This window comes from Haloferula sargassicola, from assembly GCF_040362925.1.
Lineage (GTDB): Bacteria > Verrucomicrobiota > Verrucomicrobiia > Verrucomicrobiales > Akkermansiaceae > Haloferula > Haloferula sargassicola.
Genome location: NZ_BAABRI010000006.1, coordinates 1 through 19256, shown reverse-complemented (window position 1 = coordinate 19256; position 19256 = coordinate 1). Strand labels below are relative to the sequence as shown.

Here is a 19256-nt window from a genome sequence, read left to right as displayed (position 1 = left end):
AATGTCCGTTACAACATTTCACGTAATGTCGCCGCCGGCCCCCCCCGAGGTAGGCGCGCGGCCGTGGTCCCACCGCTTGCCGCCGCCGATCGTGATGATGGGCGTGCCCTTCGACCAGCTGACCACGCCCCAGGCATTGGAGATTGCGGAGGAAATGATCGCCAGCGGCCGGCCGCACCTGCTCGCCACGGCCAACGTCGACTTCCTCGCCCAAGTCCAGGAAGATGAGGCATTGCAGCAGATCCTCGTCGATGCGGATCTTATCTTCTGCGATGGGACTCCCCTGGTGTGGATGTCCAAGCTCTTGGGAGATCCTTTGCCTGAACGACTTGCGGGTAGTGATATGGTTCCGCTGCTGCTCGATCTGGCCCAAGACAAGGGTTTCCGCGTTTTTTTCCTGGGCGGCCGCGATGAGGTCGTGGCGGTGGCCGGGGAAAAGATCCTCGAGCGCTGGCCGAAGCTGAAGATCGCCGGCATGTACTCGCCGCCCTTCGCGCCGCTCGACCGGATGGACCACGAGGACATCTGCCGCCGGGTCCGCGAGTCGGGGGCCGACATGCTGTTCGTTTCCTTCGGCTGCCCGAAGCAGGAAAAGTGGCTGGCCCTGAACTACCGCCGCGCCGGCGTGCCGCTGGCCATCGGGGTCGGCGCGACCATCGATTTCCTCGCTGGCACCGTGAAGCGCGCGCCGGTGTGGATGCGGAAATGCGGGCTCGAGTGGCTTTTCCGCGTGCTGCAGGAGCCCAAACGTCTCGCCGGCCGCTACTGGACGGACATCCGCGTGGTGCTCCCCGGGCTTTTGAAACAATGGCTGCGCATGCGGTCCGATGCCGACGCCCACGAGGCCGTGCTGGCCGCCCCGGCGATCCGCGACATGGAGGCCGACGCTCCCAAGGTGGTGGTGCTGCCCGAGCGGCTCGACGTGATCGCCGCCCGCGATGCCTCGCTGTGGCCGGAGGGCGAGCATCCGACGCTGGTGCTCGACGCCACGCGCACGAACTTCCTCGACAGCACCGGCACCGGCAAGCTGGTCCGCTTTGCCCGCACGGCCCGCGAACGCGGCGGGCGCTGCATCCTGGCCGGCGCCAGCGAAACGATGCTCGGCACGCTTCAAATGATGCGCCTGCGCACGATGTTCACCGAGGTCGCCACCCTCGAGGAAGCCTTCGCCCTGGCGAAGTCCGCATGAAGGCCGGCCTGACCGCGACGATGATCCAGGGCGGCCGCTCCGGCGTCGCCCAGTATGTCTTTTCCCTGGTCCGCGAGCTGATCCAGCGGCGCGATCTGGAGCTGAAGCTGTTCGCGCTGGAGGACGAGCTGCCTCTGTTCGACTTCGCGAAGGACGCATGTGAAATCGTGCCGGTGCCGCGAGCTGCCGCACCTCCGGTGAAGAACATCCTGTGGCACCAGCTCGAGCTGCCGAAGCTCGCGCGGCGCATGAAGCTCGATGTCCTCCACGTGCCGAGCTACCGCCGGCTGGTCCACCACGCGCCGTGCCCGACGGTCGGCACGATCCACGACCTCGCGCCCTTCCACGTGCGCGGGAAGTACGACGTGGCCCGTATGTTCTACGGCCGGGTGGTGGTGAAACAACTCGCCCGCCGGCAAAAGGAGCTGATCGCCGTGAGCCACTGCACCGCCCGCGACATCGAACGCTTCTTCGGCATCCCGCAGGCGGAGATCGAGGTCGTGCACAATGGCATCGATCACGACCGCTTCCAGCCCGGCGACGCCGATGCCGATCGCGCCTGGATAGCGGAAAAGCACGGCATCGAGGCTCCGTTTTTCCTCTACATCTCCCGTCTCGAGCACCCGGCGAAGAACCACGTGCGGCTGATCGAGGCCTTCAACCAGTTCAAGCAGCAGACCGGCTCCGACTGGCAGCTGGCGCTCGGCGGCGGCGATTGGCATGGCGCCGAGTTCATTCACGCGGCCGCGAAAGCCTCGCCCTTTTCGGGAGACATCCGCTTCCTCGGCTTCGTGCCGGATGCCGACCTGCCGGCGATCTACCGCGCCGCGCGCGGGATGGTGTATCCGAGCCTGTTCGAGGGCTTCGGGCTGCCGCCGGTCGAGGCCATGGCCTGCGGTACGCCGGTCATCAGCAGCAGCCGCGGCGCGCTGGAGGAGGTGGTGGCCGATGCCGCCCTGTGCATCGATCCCGAAGACGTCGCCGACATGGCGCAGGCGTTGACCGATCTTGTCACGACTCCGGAAATGGCGGCATCGCTGCGCGAGCGGGGCCTGGCCAATGCGAAGCGTTTCGACTGGGCGATCGCCGCGGAAAAGGTGGCGGCGACCTACGCGCGGGCCATCTGACCGATCACGCCGCGGCCGAGGAGAAGCAGCGGCGAAAGGCAGAGCACGCCGCGCCAGCCGAGGTCGAACAGGCCGCTCTCGCTCGGCGCGGGGATCCAGCCGATCACCGCCGCGAGCACCACGGCGAAGGCCCCGAGCGGCACCAGCGTGCCCTGGAGGTGGTGGGAGAGATACGTTTTCCAATCGATCTCCAGCTGGCGGACGGTCAGCGGCACGATCCAGCACCAGCCGATGATCGTGGTCGGGATCATGGTCCCGAGGGCGACGCCGAGCACGCCCAGCTTGAAGGCGAGGACGATGCTGAGCCCGAGGTTGGCGCCGGCATCGACCAGCGAGATGGCGAGCAGCTTGCGCTCGAGGCCGCACATCATCAGGACGCGCTTCGAGGAGCCGCTGGTGAGCTGCGAGCTGTAGGTGGCGAAAAGGAGGGCCTGGCCGACGAGCCAGGTTTCCCGCGGGACGTCCTCCAGCCCGGTGAGCAGGCGGATCAGCGGCTCCAAGTACGCCGCGGCCAGGAGATAGCAGGGGGTGACGAGCAGGAAGACCAGCCGCGAGCTGGAGAGCAGCAGGCGGCGCAGGCCGGCCTTGTCGCCCAGCGCGTGCAGCGAGGCCGCGGCGGGCGAAAGCACCTGCTGGAGCTGGGAGCTGAACAGGCCGAGCATTTCGCTCATCTTGAAGCCGGCCTGATAGACGGCGACATAGGTCACGCCGATGGTCAGCGAGAGCACGAGCTGGTCGCTCTTGCCCATCAGCATGTTGGAAAAGGTGATCAGGTAGGCGGCCACCGAAAAGCCCATCTGCGCGCGCACCGAGCGCCACTCGAAGCCGCGCGGCGAGAACGAGACCTTCGGCAGCTTGCGCAGCGCGAAGATGGCGGCGATCAAGTTCGGCAGCGCGCTGCTGGCGACGCTGACGCCCATCAGCACCGGCAGCGACCAGTGGGCGGTGAGGCCCCACCAGAGGAAGCCGAAGTTGAGCAGCGTGGACAGCGTGCCCATCCAGTTGGCGATGTCGATCCGCTGCAGGCCGCGCAGGATTTCCGGAAAAAGACCGAGCGGAAACATGAAGGCGAGGCCGACGAAGAACACGGTGTAGGCCCGCGCGAACTCCGGATGGTGGGCGGCATCGACGCCCATTCGCGCGAGGAAGGGGCCGCGGATGGTGAGGAACACGACGAGCAGCAGCGTGGCCATGCCGACGAAGGTCCAGAAAATGGTCGAGAGCAGCCGGCTGAGTCCCGCGTGGTCGCCGGTGGCCGTCTTTTCCGCCACCGCCTTCTGCGCGGTGAAGCCGAAGCCGAAGTCGAGCAGGATGCCGTAGCCGAACAGCGACCAGAGCAGCGCCCAGAAGCCGAACTGCGCCTCGCTGAAGTTCTGGAACATCAGCCGGAACATCACCAGCCCGGTCAGCATGCGTGTCGCCAGCGCGATGTAGCCGCTGGCGGTCGTGCTCCAGAATCGTTTCTGCCACTCGGCCATAAGTTTCGGGAAAGGTGAGGGAAAGCTGGAGGAGTTATGCCTTTCCGCGGCGCGGATGCCTATGCAGTGATCGCGTAACGCGCGGCTTGCCGGGCGGACGGGGCTCTCCTAAGCAGTGGTCATGAGATTCGGGAAAATCGCGGCCCTGCTGGTGGCGCTGGCGGTCGCCGCGGAAGGCGCGGGCGAGGACTGGATGAGCCGGCTCGACGGCGGGCGCTCGCTGGCGACGCTGACCCTGCCCGGCACGCACGATGCCGGCGCCCGCTTCGAACCCCTGCCGGGCACGATCCAATGCCAGACGCTGACCCTCGGCGAGCAGCTCGCGGCGGGCGTGCGTTTCCTGGATATCCGCTGCCGACATATGCGGGACGGCTTCCGGATCTATCATGGCTCGGTCGACCAGAAGCTGACCTTCGAGGAGGTGCTGGCCACCACGCTTGGCTTCCTCGACGGGCATCCGGGCGAAACGGTCGTCATGAGCATCAAGCCCGAGCACAAGCCGGCGAAGAACACACGCGGCTTCGAGGAGACCTTCGAGGCTTATGTGGGACAGCACCCCGACCGTTGGTGGCTGGCTCCACGGGTCCCGAAGCTGCGGGAAGCCCGCGGAAAAATCGTCCTGTTCCGGCGATTCCGGGCGGAGCGGACGCCGAAGGGCATCGACGCCTCCGTGTGGCCGGACAACGCGGTTTTCCAGAGCGGAAACCTCCGCGTGCAGGACGTCTACCAAGTCGGCAAGGCCGCGGAAAAGGGCAGGCAGGTCGTTTCCCTGCTCGACGAGGCGCGGAAAGGACCGCCCGCCACCTGGTTCGTGAATTTCACCAGCGGCTACCGCACCCGCGCCTTCGGACTGCATGACATCCCCGCGGTCTCCAAGCCGGTGCACCGGGCGCTGCGCGAGTATCTGGGTGAACATCCGAAGGGCCGCTACGGCGTGGTGCTGCTGGACTTGGCGACGCCCGACCTGGTGCGCGCGCTTTACGAGACGAACTGAGGCCGGCTGCTCAGAAGATCCCGAAGAACCACTTCCGGCGCGGGGTGCGCTTGTATTTCCCGTCGCCGACGGACAGCACCTCGACCTGCACGGTGGCGAGGCCCTGGTCGCGGAAGCCGATCTTTTTCGCGGCGCGCGGGGAGAGGTCGATGATGCGGTCGCCGATGAAGGGGCCGCGGTCGTTGACGCGGCATTTCACCGACTTGCCGTTCTCCATGTTGGTCACCTTCACCACGCACGGCAGCGGCAGGGTCTTGTGAGCGGCGATGTTATGCCAGGGCATGACTTTTTCACCGAGCGAGGTGGTGCCGCGCTTCAGACCGAAGAAGGACGACTCGTCATACCACGAGGCGGTGCCGACCTCGCCGTAGCCGAGCGCTTGGTCGACACCCATCGGGTGATAGGTCCGGCCCCGGACCGTGTACGAGCGGGTCATGTAGCCATGGTAGTTCCCGTGAGGCTGCGCGCAGGAGGCGAGGAGCGCTCCGATCAGGATGAGGACGAGCCAGCGCATGGGCGGGAAACTAGTTAAGAAACCCGAAAAAGCCGATTTCATAATCCTCCATGCACGAAAAAACCCGGAGCCTCTCGGCGCCGGGTCGTGGAAATCCGGATCTGGCAGGGGGCTCAGCCGCCCTCGCGCTCGCGGATCATCGGGAGGGTCGCGGCGACCTGCTCCTTCATCTCCTTGCCGGGCTTGAACTTGACGATGGCGCGGGCCGGGATCGGCACGTCCTTGGTGGGATCCTTCGGATTGCGGCCGATCTTGGCCTTGGTCTCCTTGACCTGAAAGGCACCGAAGTTCCGCATCACGACCGAGTCTCCGTGCGCGAGGGCATCGGTGATCGAGTCGAGGGTCTTCTGAATGACATCGAAAACCTGCTGCTGGGTGAGGCCGGTTTCGTTGCTGATCTTGATTACGAGCTCGCGCTTGGTGACGGTGGCCATGGATCCTTTTGAGATGTAACGGGTTGCGGTGCGCCGTGATGGACATCACAGGTTCATTGGTTTGTCCCGCGAAAAAACCGCGATTTTCATGCGGATTCCGTGCCAGAATCGCCATTTCTTCCCATCACGGCCCCTGTGGTGCGAAAATGTAACTTGGCCACCCGCCCCAGAGCCGCAGCTCCATGACGCTCAACGAGCTGCTTTCCGGCATCGATGACGGCCGAAGATGCACCAAGAGGTAGGGGAATTCCCCCGGCCTCCGAGGTTTTACTTATCCAGTCGATGAAACGTTCCCTGGCCAGGATGGACGCGGCGGCCACGGCGGGGTCGGACTCCGCCTTGGTCCGCTGATCGAGGGAAATGGCGATCTTCTGCCCCTTGAGCGCCCGCTGGAGGACCTCCGGGCGGGCGAACTGGTCGGACAGCGCCCGCGGGCAGTCCGGCCGCTTCTCGTGGAGCAGGGAAATGGTCCGCGCGTGGCCCCAGGCAAGCAGGCGGTTGATGCTGCCGAACTTGGTGTGGAGCTCGTTGTATTTCTCGGGGCCGATCGAGACGATCGCGCTCTCGATGCCCGGGATTTCCCGGATCAAGGCCGCCAACTGGCGGATGCGGGCGGCGCTGGTGATGCGCTTGGAGTCCATGATGCCGGCCGCGGCCAGCTCGCGGGCGATGGCGGCATCGGTGTAGACGCCGGCGATGACCAAGGGACCGAAATAGTCGCCCTTGCCGCTCTCATCGATGCCGAAATGCGGCTCGAAGCGGTCGGGATGGAGGACTTCATCGTAGCCGAGCCGGGCCTCGCCGAGGATCTCCGGCTCCAGCAGGAAACGGACGAAGTCCTCGGTCTCCTTGCCCTGGACGAGGATCTTCGGGCCCTTCTCATAGACCGCGACGTTCAGCTTGCCCTTCTTCGCCGCGTAGAGGGTGTAGGGTTTTTCCACGAACTCGAAGCCGCGGTCGGCGAGCAGCGGACGGAGCTTCTCGGCCTGCTCAACGGTCAGCGGCGCGGTGTGGGAGGTGACGGGCACGGGGGAAGATTCAAGTTTTCAGTTTCAAGTTTCAAGGCACGGTGGCCGGGTGCTGAAGCCGCGGTGCGAAATGGGGGTGCTGGAAGATCCGGTCGGGTTCCGGCAGGCGCTGGTGGCGTGGTTTCAAAAGAATGGCCGCGACTACCCGTGGCGGCGGACGCGCGACCCCTACGCGGTGCTGGTGAGCGAGGTGATGCTGCAGCAGACGCAGATCGCCACCGTGCTCGGGCGGGGCTTCTACGCGCGTTTCATGGAGCGGTTTCCCGACGTGGAAACGCTGGCCGCGGCGGGCGATGACGAGCTGCTCAAGGCGTGGGAGGGCCTGGGATACTACCGCCGGGCGCGCTTCCTGCGTGAGGCGGCGCGGGCGGTCGTCGGGCGCCACGGCGGCCGTTTTCCCGAGGATCCGGAGGAAATCCGGGCCCTGCCGGGAGTCGGGCGCTACACGGCGGGGGCGGTGCTTTCCTTCGCCTTCGACCAGCCGGCGGCGATCGTCGATGGCAACGTGGCCCGCGTGCTCTCGCGCCTGATGGATTTCCACGAGCCGATCGATGGCCCCGGGCTCAAGTCCGTGTGGGCATGGGCCGGGGAGCTGGTCGATCCCCGGCACCCGCGGCTTTTCAACTCCGGCCTGATGGAGCTGGGCCAGACCTGCTGCCGGCCCGGCGTGCCCGATTGCCTCGCCTGCCCGGTGGGGAAATGGTGCGCCACCCGCGAGCCCGAGCGGCTGCCGGTGAAGGCGAAGAAGGTCGCCATGACCGAGGTGACCGAGCACCTCGTCTTCGCCCGCCGAGGTGGCCGGGTGCTGCTGCGGAAGATCGACGAAGGCCGCCGCGCCGGCATGTGGCGGCTGCCGGAAAGGGAGGCCGCCGCGGACTGGCCGGAGCTCGGCCGGTGGAAATACGGCATCACCCGCTACCGCGTGACCATGGTGGTGCACGACCCGCCGGCGCCGATGCGGGCTGCGGCGGGCGAGGCGTGGAAGCGGCTGGACGAGATCGACGGGCTGGTGCTGCCGCCTACGGATCGCAAGGCGCTCGGCCAGCTGTTGGAATGCGGGTGAAACCGCCTTCCAGCGGGTGAACTGCGATTCGCGGAAAATTCTAGTGAGCGAGGATGCCCGCTCTGAGTATGTTCCAGCCCGATGAGCTTGAGGAAGGGATGGATCGCGGCCGCAATCGTCGGAGCCTGCGTGGCGTCGTGCTCGCCACCGCCGCCCCCTCCGGTTTCCGGCCCCCCGCCGGGACGCGAGGTCTATGCCAAGGCCGCCAAGTGTTTCGCCGCCGTGGTCGTTTCCGGCCGTCAGGACATCAACCCCTGGCTCGGCAACAAGATCGACCGCGGCAACAGCCCCGCCGACGCCGATGGCGGCTCGGCCGCCCCGATCGCCCCGGACGGCTATTTCCTCACCGCCGACCACGTGCTGGCCCACGCCGACGGGCGCCACATCTTCATCGTGCTGCGGCGGTCCGGCCGGCTTCAGGGGCATCTGGCCCGCGTGGTCTGGCGCTCGCCCGATGGCGATGTGGCCCTGCTCCATGCCGACGTCGAAACGCCCCACTACTACGAGTGGACGCGGCCCGACGCCTGGCTGCCACGCGGCACGCCGGTGATGCATGCCGGCGTGGCGACCGGATTTTCCGGCGGCAGCGGCAAGCTCATCTCCGCCATCCCGCCGGACAACACGGTGGGCGGCAACCGCGCCTTCAAGCACGACATCCCGCTGCAGCCGGGCGACAGCGGCGGCCCGGTGGTCGATTCCGACGGACGGCTCGTCGGCATCAACTCCGCGGTCGAGTTCCTGATCCCGCTGGAAACCGCATTCTTCATTGAATCGGAGGCCAACCGGCCGAATGTGCAGCGGGTGATGGCGCGCGTTCGCAGCGACCGTCGTGCCCGTGGAAAAACCGCCCATCCATGATCCGTCCGCTCCTCCCCCTGCTGCTTTCCGCCACCCTGCTGGCGGCCTGTGCCCCGAACATGAACCGTTCGGAGCGCCGCGCGCAGGACCGCATCATGCTGGTCCGCGGAAAACCCGAAACCCTCGGTGCCCGCCGGCTCCATGAGCAGGCTTCGACCCATCGCGACCTCGCCGTTTTCATCGGAAAACGCGGCGATCCCGACTTCATCGCGGAAACTTCCAGCGATGACCGCCAGTACTTGATTCTCTACTACCTCAAGGACAGCCAGGCCTGGGCCTGCCGCAGCTGGCGCGGGCAGGACGATACCATCGAGTTCGCCGGGCCCTACAGCATCACCACCAAGGAGGCGGAGATTCTCGCCGCGTTGAAGCGCAACTCGGTCCAGTCGACCCGCTCCGGGATCGCCTCCGGCGAGGTGCTCACGCCGCCATGACACAAATCGTTCTAAGATGCGCAGGCGGCCCGCGTTTGGGTCGCGAATGTCTCCACGTCTCGCCCTCCTGACCCTCGCCGCCGTCCTGCCGCTCCACGGCCAGGACATGCTGGATCCGCTCATCCTGACCGCCACGCGGTCGGAAAATCCGGAAACCGACCTCGCCTACACGGTCCGCACGCTGGATGCGGAGGACCTGAGGGACGACACCCGCCGCACGCTGCCGGACGCACTGCAGTACACGCCCGGCGTGCTGGTCCAGAAAACGGCCTACGGCCATGGCTCGCCCTTCATCCGCGGCTTCACCGGCCGCCAGAACCTGCTGCTGGTCGATGGCGTGCGGATCAACAACTCCACCTGGCGCGGCGGCCCGGTGCAGTACTGGAACACCGTCGATGCCTACGCCATCGACCACCTCGAGCTGGTCCTCAGCCAGGGCTCCGTGCTCTACGGCTCGGACGCCATCGGCGGCACGCTCAACGCCTTCTCCAAGTCCTCCGGGTTCCGCGACCAGCCCGAGGGCCGGGCTTTCACCCACGGCATGGGCTACTACGAGTATCGTAGCAATGGCGAGGGCTCGCAGGTCGGGCGGTTGGAGAGTTCCTTCGGCGTGGGCGGCAAGTTCGGCGTGTTCCTCGGCCTGACCGGCAAGGAGTTCGGCGACATCGAGGACGACGCCGTGGGCCGCATGAAAAACACCGGCTACCCCGAGCAGGACCTCGATTTCCGCTTCGATCTCGCCCTCTCGCCCTCCACCACGCTGACCCTGGCGCACCAGTACGTGAACCAGGACGACGTCTGGCGCTGGCACCGCACCGTCTACAATCCCGGCTGGGTCCACGGCAGCCACGTCGCCGCGCCGGGGTTCTTCCTTTCCAACATCTACGACCAGGAGCGCTCGCTGACCTACCTCAAGGTCGAGGGCACCAACGACGACGAAAGCGCCTTCCTGCAGCGCTGGTCCGCCACCCTGAGCTGGCAGAAAACGCAGGACTCCGAGGTCCAGCAACGCACGCTGACCGACCAGCGCTCGGCCGGCATCGACCTGAATACCTACGGCCTCGACGTTTCCTTCGAGTCCCACCTCGGGCCCGGCTCGCTGGTGTATGGCTTCGACTACTACATGGACGAGGCCGACTCCTACGCCTACCGCAACGGCGTTTTCCGACCGACCGACCGGCCGGTGGCGGACGACGCCAGTTATCATCTGTTCGGCGCCTTCTCGCAGTATGCGTGGACGCCCGTCGAGCCGCTCACCATCACCGGCGGCCTGCGTTACACCTACGCCGAGGCCGAGTGGGATGCCTACCGCGCCGCCGGCTCCGCCGTCGATCAGGGCGGCCGGGGGGACTGGGATGACCTGTCCGCCAGCCTGCGCGCGATCTACCGCGCCACCGATTGCTGGTCGGTCTACGGCGGCCTGTCGCAGGCCTTCCGCGCGCCGAACCTCAACGACCTCACCGGCACCACGCTCGCGCTGGCCGGCCTGACCTCCTACGGCTCGCCGAATCTCGATCCGGAGAAATACCTCACCGCCGAGCTCGGCACGCGTTACACGAACGACTGCTTCAGCGCCTCGCTGGCCGGCTTTTACACCTGGACCCGCGATGCCATCACCGGCGTGATCGTCGGGGGAAATAGCATCGCGACCAATGGCGAGGACGGCTACATCTACGGCTTCGAGGCCGAGAGCCTGTGGCGCCTCGACGACCAGTGGACGCTCGGTGCCGCGGCCTCGTGGAACGAGGGCAAGACCGACACCCTGGCCAACGGCGAGCGCTGGATCACCCGCCTGCTGCCCTTCACCGGCTCCGTCCACCTGCGCTGGACCTGCCCCGAGGACCGCTTCTGGATCGAGGGACGCCTGCTCGGCGCCGTCGGCGAGGACCGCATCCACCCCGCCAACCAGGCCTCCGACAACCAGCGCATCCCCACCGGCGGCACCCCCGGCTACCTGGTCGCGATGCTCCACGCGGGCTACCGTTTCACCGACAACTTCGAACTGACCTGCGGGGTCGAGAACATCTTCGACGAAGACTACCGCAACCACGGCTCCGGCCAGAACGAACCCGGCCTCAACGGCATCCTCGGCGCCCGGGTCAGCTGGTAGTTTCCGATTCTCATTGCTGCTGGGAATACCACCAGGCACCGCCGGGAAACCGGCGGTGCTTTTTTTGGGGTAGGGCTGGCCGCCCCCGATCAACCGCGTCCCGGGAAATGCGCAGCCTGGGGGATGCCTCCGGCCGGCCGAGGGCGTTCCACCCGACCCTTTTCGGACCTCGCGAAATGGATGCTCCCGCATCTTCCCGCTGTTCCGCTGGATGACCGGCGCGGGCTGGTCCACAGTCCGGGAGCATCTTGGCCCGACCACTCCACAACTCCCTTTCGCCGCCGGCGCTGCGCAGCGTGCTCTACTGGTTCTACCGGTCGGGCAACCTGATGAACTTCTTCCTCCGCCGGCGCATCCGCCGCGCCGGCATCGCCCTGCTGGTCATGGGCATCCTGCTCAGCTTCCTGGCCGGCGGGCGCGATCCCCGGCGGGCCGATGCCCCCGGCCAGCTGCTCGGTTTCGGCTTCGCCCTCGGCGTCATGGCCCTGCTTTCGCTCCCCCTGCGGCGCGCCCGGGTCCGCATCACCCGCCAGCTGCCCGAGCACGCCACCGCCGGCGAACCGGTCCGCCTGACCTATCACCTGACCAACCTCTCCCGCTTCACCCTCCACCACGCCGCGCTGGTCGAAACCCCGCCCGACCCCCGGCCCTCGCGCGCCCAGTTCGCCATCGCCCGCGAACCGGGCGGCGAGAAGCGCAACGCCTTCGACCGCGTGTTCGCCTACCACTGCTGGATGTGGCTGTGTGAAATCCGCATCCTCTTCGATGCCGACGAGTCCACCCGCCCGCTGCTGCTGCGCCGTGGCGCCTCGACCACCGTCACGGCCACCATCGTTCCCCGCCGCCGCGGGCTGATCGTGCTCGATGACCTCCGCCTGCTGCTGCCCGATCCCCTCGGTTTCTACCAACGCTGCCTGCGCACCGCCACGCCGGCTTCCACCCTGGCCGTCCTGCCCGCCCGCTACCCGCTGCCGCCCTTCGAGCTGCCCGGCTCCGCGCGCTTTCAGGCCGGGGGCGATGCCGCCTCGCGCCAGACCGGGCCGTCCGGCGAATTCGTCGCCCTGCGCGATTACCAGCCCGGCGATCCGATGCGCCTGATCCACTGGAAAAGCTGGGCCCGCACCGGAAAGCCCGTCGTCATGGAGCTGGAAGACACCTTCTATCCGCGCCACGGGCTGATCCTCGATACCTTTCCCGAAGCCGGCGATGAAGCCCTCTTCGAGGCCGCCGTCTCGGTCGCCGCGTCCTTCGTTTCCGCGATCGATACCCACGAGTCGCTCATCGACCTGATGTTCATCTCCGGCCGCGAGCAGGTCGTCACCGCCGGCCGCGGCACCGGCCGCGCCGAGACCCTGCTCGAGGTGCTCGCCGGCGTGGAATCGTCGCCGCACCCGCAGTTCGACTCGCTGCGCAAGCTCGTCCTCCGCCACGCCGAGGACCTCGCCGGCTGCCTCGCTGTCTTTGCCGGCTGGTCGCCGAAACGCGCCGAGCTGCTCGCCCGCATCCACGCCGCCGGCATTTCCATCGCCGCCATCGTCGTCTGCGAGGAGGAAATCCCCGCTTCAGTCCCCGGCGTGCGCTTCGTCCGTCGCACCCAGCTCGGGCCGGATCTCATGAAACTCCCGCCCCGCTTCTGATGGCCCCCTCCACCCCGCCGCCACGCCTGCTGATCGGTGCCGCCCTGCTCCTGTGGGGCGCCATGGGCGGCCATCCCGTCATCGGGCTCGTCCTCGCCCTCGTCGTGGAGGCCTCGCACTGGACCGCCGTCCGCTGGAAGTTCGGCCACCTCGCCCTCCAGCGCGCCTGGCAGCTCAGCGTGCTGCTGCTGCTGCTCACCGCCCTGCTCATCTGGATCAGCGGCGAGCGCTACGATGCCCTGCCGCGCGCCTTCCGCTGGCTGCCCGTGGTCCTGCTGCCGCTCCAGTTCGTGCAGAACTACGGCATGCACCGTACCATTTCCCTCACCGCCTTCTCCCATTTCCTGCGGAAAAAGCGCGAGCACGCACGCCGCTACGGGCTGCCCTTCCGGGAAATCCGCTTCTCCTTCGGAAACACCTACTTCCTCGCCGTCCTCATCGCCGCCTCGCTCGGTGAAAATGCCGACAGCGCGGTTTTTTACCCCGCCGCCGTCCTGCTGCTGCTGGGGTTGCTGCTCGCACCCCTCCTGAAGCGACCGCGACGCGACCTCATCGGCCCGCTCCTCGTCCTGCCCGTCGCCATCTTCGCCGGCCTCAAGAGCGAATCGATCATCAACGACCTGATCGTCCGCTATGCCAATTCCCGCACCCGCTCCATCGGCGGCTTTTCCCAGGAAAACCAGACCCGCATCGGTGGCCTCGAGGGTGTCAAGATGTCGCCCGCCATCCGCTGGCGGCTCATCCCCCGGCACGGGCCGCTGCCGCGCCTCCTCCGCGTCGCCTCCTACAACTACTACGTCAACACCCGCTGGAGCGCCATCCAGCCGCCCGACGCCACCGGCGATGCCGGCTTCAATGAACTCGGTGCCTACGCCGCCGACCCCAACGTCCTGCTCGAGGACTCCTACCGGATCACCGGCCGCACCGGCGACGAGGGCTACCTCGACGGCCCGGCCGCCAGCGAATCGACCCTGCCCCGCTGCATCCTCCGCGGCGAGCTCGAGAGCGGCCCCACCCTGCTGCCGCTGCCCGGCGATGCCGCCAGCATCATCCAAGCCGCACAGAACCTCGAAATCAACGACCTCGGCACCCTCCGCATCGAGCCCCGCCACCCCGTCGCCGATGCCCTCATCCTCACCCGCCGCGGCACCACCACCGCCCGCGGCCCGTGGGAATTGCCCGAGTCCGACCTCACCCTCGCTCCCTCCCTCGAAGTCCCCCGGCCCGAGCAACCCGCCCTCCGCGCCGTCGTCCGCAAGCTCGGCCTTGATGACCTCCCCTTGCAGGAAAAAATCGACCGCCTCCGCGCCTGGTTCCTCGAGGACTTCACCTACGCCCGCTACGGCAGCATTCCCCTTCCGCCGCTGGCCGAGGGCCGCTCGAAGTTCATCACCGACTTCCTTTTCAAGCTCCAGAGCGGCCACTGCGAATACTTCGCCACCGCCACCGCCCTGATCCTGCGCGAGGCCGGTGTGCCCACCCGCTACGCCAGCGGCTTCGCCGTCATCGAGCGCGATGCCAAGGGCGTCGCCCTCCTCCGCGGCATCCATGCCCACGCCTGGGCCCTCGCCTGGGACGCCGAACGCCAGGTCTGGGTCGATGTCGACCTCACCCCGCCCGACTGGACCGGCCTCGAAACCCCGCGCGTCCCCGCCTGGCAGCCGTGGCTCGATCGCCTCCAGATCCTGCGCGACAACTTCCTCGTCTGGCGCACCAAGCCCGGCCACCTCGCCCTCGTCATCGGCCTCATCGCCGTCCCCCTCCTCGGCGGCGGCTGGTTCATCGCGCGCCGGCTGTGGATTTCCCGTCAAAATGTCGGCCGCCATCGTGACGGCCACCTCCGTTTCACCCGCACCGCCTCGCCCTTGGAGCGCCTGGAAAAAGCCGCCGCCAAGCACCTCGGCCAGCGACCCGACTCCGTCCCGCTCGCCTACTGGCTCGCCGCCCTGCGCGCTTCCCTCAGCGAGCCCGCCGACCTCGACCGCGCCCTCGTCCTCCACCGCCAACTCCGTTTCGACCCCCACTCGGATCCCGCCCCCCTCCAAGCCGAACTCGACCAGCTCGCCCACCGCCTCCGCCCGCAGATCCGGGCCATCGGAGAAAAGCCGGGTGTCAGGGTGTAGGCAGCCGTTCCCTGCTCGCCCCATAGGCGAGCGATCGGGTTTCGAGGCCTCACCGCTTCATGGCCTCGGATTCCTTCAAAATCGCAGCCATGCAGAATGTCCTGAATGGACGGGATTGAGCTCCGATGAGGCTTCTTCCGTCCCGGAGGGATGTGGGAAATGAGCCGGTGGTGACAACCACCGGACCCCGATGCCCCACGGAATCCAGCCCCGGCAGGAGCATCGGAAAGGGGTGGATCATCAACCTCATCACAACGCTGCGCATCAAATCAGGATGGCATAGGTCACGGCCTTTCTGAGGCACGGAACTCCCCGATCCCGGTATCGTTCTCCATGTCCTGAATGGCACGGGATTGAGCTCCGATGAGGCTTCTTCCATCCCGGAGGGATTTCGGAACTTAGCCGGTGGTGACAACCACCGGACCCCGATGCCCCAAAGTAATTCGGCCCCGGCAGGGGCCTCGGAAAGGGGTGGACCATCAACCTCATCACAACGCTGCGCATCAAATCAGGATGCAGCGTAGGTCACGGCCTTTCTGAGGCACGGAACTCCTCGATCCCGGTATCGTTCTTCATGTCCTGAATGGCACGGGATTAAGCTCCGATGAGGCTTCTTCCATCCCGGAGGGATGTGGGAACTTAGCCGGTGGTGACAACCACCGGACCCCGATGCCCCAAAGTAATTCGGCCCCGGCAGGGGCCTCGGAAAGGGGTGGACCATCAACCTCATCACAACGCTGCGCATCAAATCAGGATGGCGTAGGTCACGGCCTTTCTGAGGCACGGAACTCCTCGATCCCGGTATCGTTCTCCATGTCCTGAATGGCATGGGATTGAGCTCCGATGAGGCTTCTTCCATCCCGGAGGGATGTGGGAACTTAGCCGGTGGTGACAACCACCGGACCCCGATGCCCCAGAGAATCCAGCCCCGGCAGGGGCGCCGCCACCCCAAGAAGAGGTCGACGAGGAGCACCCCGGGCAAACACGACGCGATGGCGCCTCCCGCCGCGCCGAGCAAAACGATCAGGAACTCCGTCCCCGAATCACTACGAAGTTCGTAGTATCATGACGATACCGGAGCGACACCCGCGTGATAGGCGGCGAAGCTGGCTCCGGGAATTGTCGCCGGAACCGTCAACACGGCAACGATGACCCTGACCTTCATGCGGCCAGCCGGGAGGGCTCGCTGAACGAAGTAAAACGGGCAAAGGCGAGGGCCGCAGCGGCGATACCGGGCCGGTTGGGAGTCATTCTTTTCGAGATCATCGTCGCCGGAGTGCCCCCCAGAACTCGCGTTCTTTGGCCATCCCAATCGCGCGATTCTACTTCTGGCTTTTTCGAGGAAGAAGATCGGCCCATCGCTCGATATCATCCGGCGTGCACTTGTGGTAGTCCTCCCGATAAAAGCTACCGTCCTCGTCGAAGCTCCGTTCCGACACATCGAGGCGGCCCGTTTCGGACTCGATGAAGCGGATCTCCCGGCGAAACAGGCCACTTTCAAGCAGTCCCGCCCTCGCGATGAGCGCCCGCGCCAGAAGCGGCGACCGCTCGTCATCGACCACCATGCGTACCCGCTCTTCCACGGACTCGATCCAGTTCCGACGATCTTGGGGAAATGCCCGGATCATCACGACCGGACCATCGGGCCCCGATCCCGGAGCCGCATGCCTCCGTTCGATCGCATGAAGCTTCTCCTCAAGCCCATGCGCCGGGTTCCCTGCTTCAAGATCCCGGATCTGAGCCTCCGAGAGACCCATTTCCCTGAAGAGGATCACAGGATCCGACATGCCCATGGTCAGCACCGCCTCGAGCTGCCGGCCCGATAGAGAATATCGCGGGCTGGATCTCCGTTCTCTCACCCATGGACCGCCCGCTCCCCTTGGAGCCGTTTCAACCGCTTCGTTGACCGGGGCCTCCGCCGACGTCCTCTTTCCAAGCTCACGAGCCGGAAGATCCCTGGAATCCATCGCACCTCGCAAAACATAGCCCAAGAAGAAGACGGCAACGAAGGCACTGAGGGAACGAATCTTCATGGTCGGCCGCATCAATCTCGTTTCTCTCACCCTGGCTGCAAGCTCGATTCCGACCTGCAACTTCCCGAAGAACTGCCCGCCCGAGCTCGAATTCAAGAAGGACATTGTCGCCGGTTGCATCCCACGACTTCGACCGTTTTGGGGTTTAGACCTCAGACGGCGAGAAACACTCCGATCGCCGTGACGGCTCCACTCACCAAGAATATTACGGTCAGGATGAAAGCCGACGAACTCCGGTCACGAAATCCGTCAGAAAGGCCGCGCGCCAAACCTAGAACGAACGAGATCGCTCCTCCTAGAAGAAATATGTCGCCCCACTGCCAGCCAGACACTTCAGGGCGGTCGTGCTTGGCTAATGCGAGCGCCACTGCAGAAGCGATAGCAAAGACACCGCCGAATGCCGCAAGGATGGTCCCCAGAGTATCCACTTTCAGTCGATTGAGATAGCGACGCCGGTCATCCTGCGCCCCCCTCGCAGATCCCGGCGTGCGGAATGACCGCACCGGGCTCCTCGGATGGACGCGCTTCGATTCCGCGACGCCGTTGGTTTCTGTTTCTGACTTCATCGTTTACTCATGCTCTCCCGGCTTGTCGAGCCTCCCGCCAGCTCCAGGGTAACGGGGTTTCCACAATCCTCGGCCGCGGCATCTTCCACCGCTCCCATGCCTCGGCAAACTCCGCCCAGGTGAAGCTGCGCCGCTGGCTGCGGCGGTTCCACCATTTGAAGCCAAGTGCCGGACGTGGTGCAGCAGTTGCCACAGACGCACCGAGTTCCCGATCACTCCGAAGTAGTTCCAGTGCCCTTGCAGCTTGCGGGACAGCGTGACGACCTGGTCGCGCAGCGGCACGCTGCGCGAGGCCTTCAGCCAGTCCTTCAGCCCTCGCAGGGTCGCGCGGAACTTCTTCTTGCTGGTCGTCCGTCTCACGCGGACGTGCCGACGGTGGCGCCGGCTCCGTTTCCAGTGGAAATCGAAGCCGAGAAACGTGAATTTCCCGCTCCGGCCGTCCGCGAGCCGCGGGCGCAAGCGTGGAAGGCGCGGAGAGATCCGACAAGCCGCATGAAGCCGCAAGGCCTCCGATTGAGTGAATGATCCCCGCGCCACGCGTTACACCATCTCTTGGGATCCTCCACGATGACTCTGAACGACACAAGCGACAAGGCGGCCGGCCACCTGCTCCCCGTTCCGACAGGTCGAGCCGCCGGCCCGCCTCCGGACGCCCTCTGCAAACAACCCACCCCCTGTTTCCTGATAGGGGGGCTGCGTGGTTTGCTGCCGGGGCGTGCGCGTCCTCCGGCTTCACGCGCCAGTTCCAGGAACCTGCTTGGGAGTGAGAGACGACCCGGCCGCCAACTTCGCCCCACCCGGCCGAGGTCGTAAAACAACACCCGACGGAAAAGTCATCCGCCGCCCGCCGACCCGCCGCGACGACGCAGCCGGAAGGGAGAACTACGGCACCTTCCGTAGCGGACCGGCCCCAGCGCTGCCGCAGCCGACCCACACCCCAGGCCCCTCGAAAGCCAACCCCGACGGGAAAAACCAAGCAATCCGTCGGGCCGGAGGACCTACGCGCTTTTCCCTTGATTAAGAACCTGCGCCGACTTGTTCTGCTTTCAGTTCTCGGATGGTCAGACTGCCGACTTTGAGCTTAGCCTGAATCAAAGGCAGACCCGCTTTTGTTGGGATTGTCGCTCCGGCATGGACCGCAATCGTCCCATCTCCCATTCCCGCATCGAAATCATAGAATCTTCCCGTCAGGATGATCGAAAACATTCCGTCATCGCTGGTGAATACAGCATCAAAGACCTTCGAAGTCGGATTGCCCTGCAATTCTGGGGTGTCCCTTAAAATCAGCGGTGCCGTCCACTTCCTGCCATCAAGATAGAGATCGATCGTGTCCTCCCCCCCATGATCAAAGATCGAAAAGGTCACGGGGAACACCTCACCTTCAGCTATGGAAACTGCAGCCACAAAATCTTTGCGCTCTGAAGCTTCAAGCGTGAACGAAGCAATTCCAGCGAGGGTACCAATGGCGAATACGAGTATCTTTTTCATCGGTCTTTCGACTGCTACTGCGCGAAGGTAATTCAAGAATTCTCTCTTTTTTGGCAGATTGAGGTAGGGACGCCGGTCATCCGGCGCCCCCCTCGCAGATCCCGGCGTGCGGAATTGCCGCACCTGGCTCCTCGGATGGACGCGCTTCGATTCCGCGACGCCGTTGGCTTCTGTTTCTGA

The 19256-nt window shown here is 66.0% G+C and carries 17 protein-coding genes; 9 read left to right on the top strand and 8 right to left on the bottom strand.

Annotation, left to right across the window (positions count from 1 at the left end; translation table 11 throughout):
• The first annotated feature begins 76 nt into the window (after positions 1-76).
• The gene (locus tag ABXH26_RS06145) at positions 77-1189 is read left to right on the top strand and encodes a WecB/TagA/CpsF family glycosyltransferase (protein WP_353566168.1); all 1113 of its coding nucleotides are present in this window, start codon (positions 77-79) and stop codon (positions 1187-1189) included.
• Positions 1186-2316 (top strand): glycosyltransferase family 4 protein, encoded by a 1131-nt coding sequence (locus tag ABXH26_RS06140; protein ID WP_353566167.1) that lies wholly within the window; start codon positions 1186-1188, stop codon positions 2314-2316. Before ABXH26_RS06145 ends, ABXH26_RS06140 begins: the two co-directional genes overlap by 4 nt.
• On the opposite strand, the gene ABXH26_RS06135 is transcribed toward ABXH26_RS06140, so the two are convergent.
• Positions 2298-3794 carry a lipopolysaccharide biosynthesis protein gene (locus tag ABXH26_RS06135; protein ID WP_353566166.1) on the bottom strand — a complete coding sequence of 499 codons (1497 nt, stop codon included), beginning with the start codon at positions 3792-3794 and terminating at the stop codon, positions 2298-2300. The genes ABXH26_RS06140 and ABXH26_RS06135 overlap by 19 nt on opposite strands.
• A 121-nt stretch (positions 3795-3915) precedes the next feature.
• On the opposite strand from ABXH26_RS06135, the gene ABXH26_RS06130 reads away from it, so the two are divergent.
• Positions 3916-4788, top strand: a complete 873-nt coding sequence (locus tag ABXH26_RS06130) for a phosphatidylinositol-specific phospholipase C (protein ID WP_353566165.1) — start codon at positions 3916-3918, stop codon at positions 4786-4788.
• Between the two features lie 10 nt (positions 4789-4798).
• On the opposite strand, the gene ABXH26_RS06125 is transcribed toward ABXH26_RS06130, so the two are convergent.
• From ABXH26_RS06125 to rnhC, 3 genes are all read right to left on the bottom strand, one after another.
• Complete coding sequence (locus tag ABXH26_RS06125) at positions 4799-5302, bottom strand: septal ring lytic transglycosylase RlpA family protein (RefSeq protein ID WP_353566164.1); 504 nt, start codon at positions 5300-5302, stop codon at positions 4799-4801.
• Positions 5303-5415: 113 nt separating this feature from the next.
• A complete protein-coding gene (locus ABXH26_RS06120) occupies positions 5416-5736 on the bottom strand; it encodes an HU family DNA-binding protein (protein ID WP_353566163.1) in 321 nt (106 codons plus the stop codon).
• An 86-nt stretch (positions 5737-5822) separates the two neighbouring features.
• Positions 5823-6764 (bottom strand): ribonuclease HIII, encoded by a 942-nt coding sequence (rnhC, locus tag ABXH26_RS06115; protein ID WP_353566162.1) that lies wholly within the window; start codon positions 6762-6764, stop codon positions 5823-5825.
• A 49-nt stretch (positions 6765-6813) separates the two neighbouring features.
• Here rnhC and ABXH26_RS06110 point away from each other — a divergent pair, with 49 nt between their 5' ends.
• From ABXH26_RS06110 to ABXH26_RS06085, 6 genes are all read left to right on the top strand, one after another.
• On the top strand, positions 6814-7827 hold the full coding sequence (locus tag ABXH26_RS06110; protein WP_353566161.1) for an A/G-specific adenine glycosylase: 1014 nt from the start codon (positions 6814-6816) through the stop codon (positions 7825-7827).
• Between the two features lie 81 nt (positions 7828-7908).
• The gene (locus tag ABXH26_RS06105) at positions 7909-8685 is read left to right on the top strand and encodes a trypsin-like peptidase domain-containing protein (RefSeq protein WP_353566160.1); all 777 of its coding nucleotides are present in this window, start codon (positions 7909-7911) and stop codon (positions 8683-8685) included.
• Positions 8682-9119 carry a hypothetical protein gene (locus ABXH26_RS06100; RefSeq protein ID WP_353566159.1) on the top strand — a complete coding sequence of 146 codons (438 nt, stop codon included), beginning with the start codon at positions 8682-8684 and terminating at the stop codon, positions 9117-9119. Before ABXH26_RS06105 ends, ABXH26_RS06100 begins: the two co-directional genes overlap by 4 nt.
• Positions 9120-9165: 46 nt before the next feature.
• Positions 9166-11229, top strand: coding sequence for a TonB-dependent receptor plug domain-containing protein (locus ABXH26_RS06095; RefSeq protein WP_353566158.1), 2064 nt, complete (start codon positions 9166-9168; stop codon positions 11227-11229).
• Positions 11230-11477: 248 nt separating this feature from the next.
• Positions 11478-12866: a DUF58 domain-containing protein gene (locus ABXH26_RS06090; RefSeq protein WP_353566157.1), complete on the top strand. Its 1389-nt coding sequence runs from the start codon at positions 11478-11480 to the stop codon at positions 12864-12866.
• Positions 12866-14989: a transglutaminase-like domain-containing protein gene (locus ABXH26_RS06085; protein ID WP_353566156.1), complete on the top strand. Its 2124-nt coding sequence runs from the start codon at positions 12866-12868 to the stop codon at positions 14987-14989. Before ABXH26_RS06090 ends, ABXH26_RS06085 begins: the two co-directional genes overlap by 1 nt.
• Before the next feature lie 1322 nt (positions 14990-16311).
• Here the strand turns inward: ABXH26_RS06085 and ABXH26_RS06080 are convergent.
• The 4 genes from ABXH26_RS06080 to ABXH26_RS06065 all read right to left on the bottom strand — a co-directional run.
• A complete protein-coding gene (locus ABXH26_RS06080; RefSeq protein ID WP_353566155.1) occupies positions 16312-17118 on the bottom strand; it encodes a hypothetical protein in 807 nt (268 codons plus the stop codon).
• Positions 17119-17174: 56 nt separating this feature from the next.
• Positions 17175-17588 carry a hypothetical protein gene (locus ABXH26_RS06075; RefSeq protein WP_353566154.1) on the bottom strand — a complete coding sequence of 138 codons (414 nt, stop codon included), beginning with the start codon at positions 17586-17588 and terminating at the stop codon, positions 17175-17177.
• A gap of 3 nt (positions 17589-17591) precedes the next feature.
• Positions 17592-17948, bottom strand: coding sequence for a hypothetical protein (locus tag ABXH26_RS06070; protein WP_353566153.1), 357 nt, complete (start codon positions 17946-17948; stop codon positions 17592-17594).
• Between the two features lie 657 nt (positions 17949-18605).
• The coding region (locus ABXH26_RS06065) for a hypothetical protein (protein ID WP_353566152.1) at positions 18606-19256 on the bottom strand (651 nt) is incomplete at its 5' end.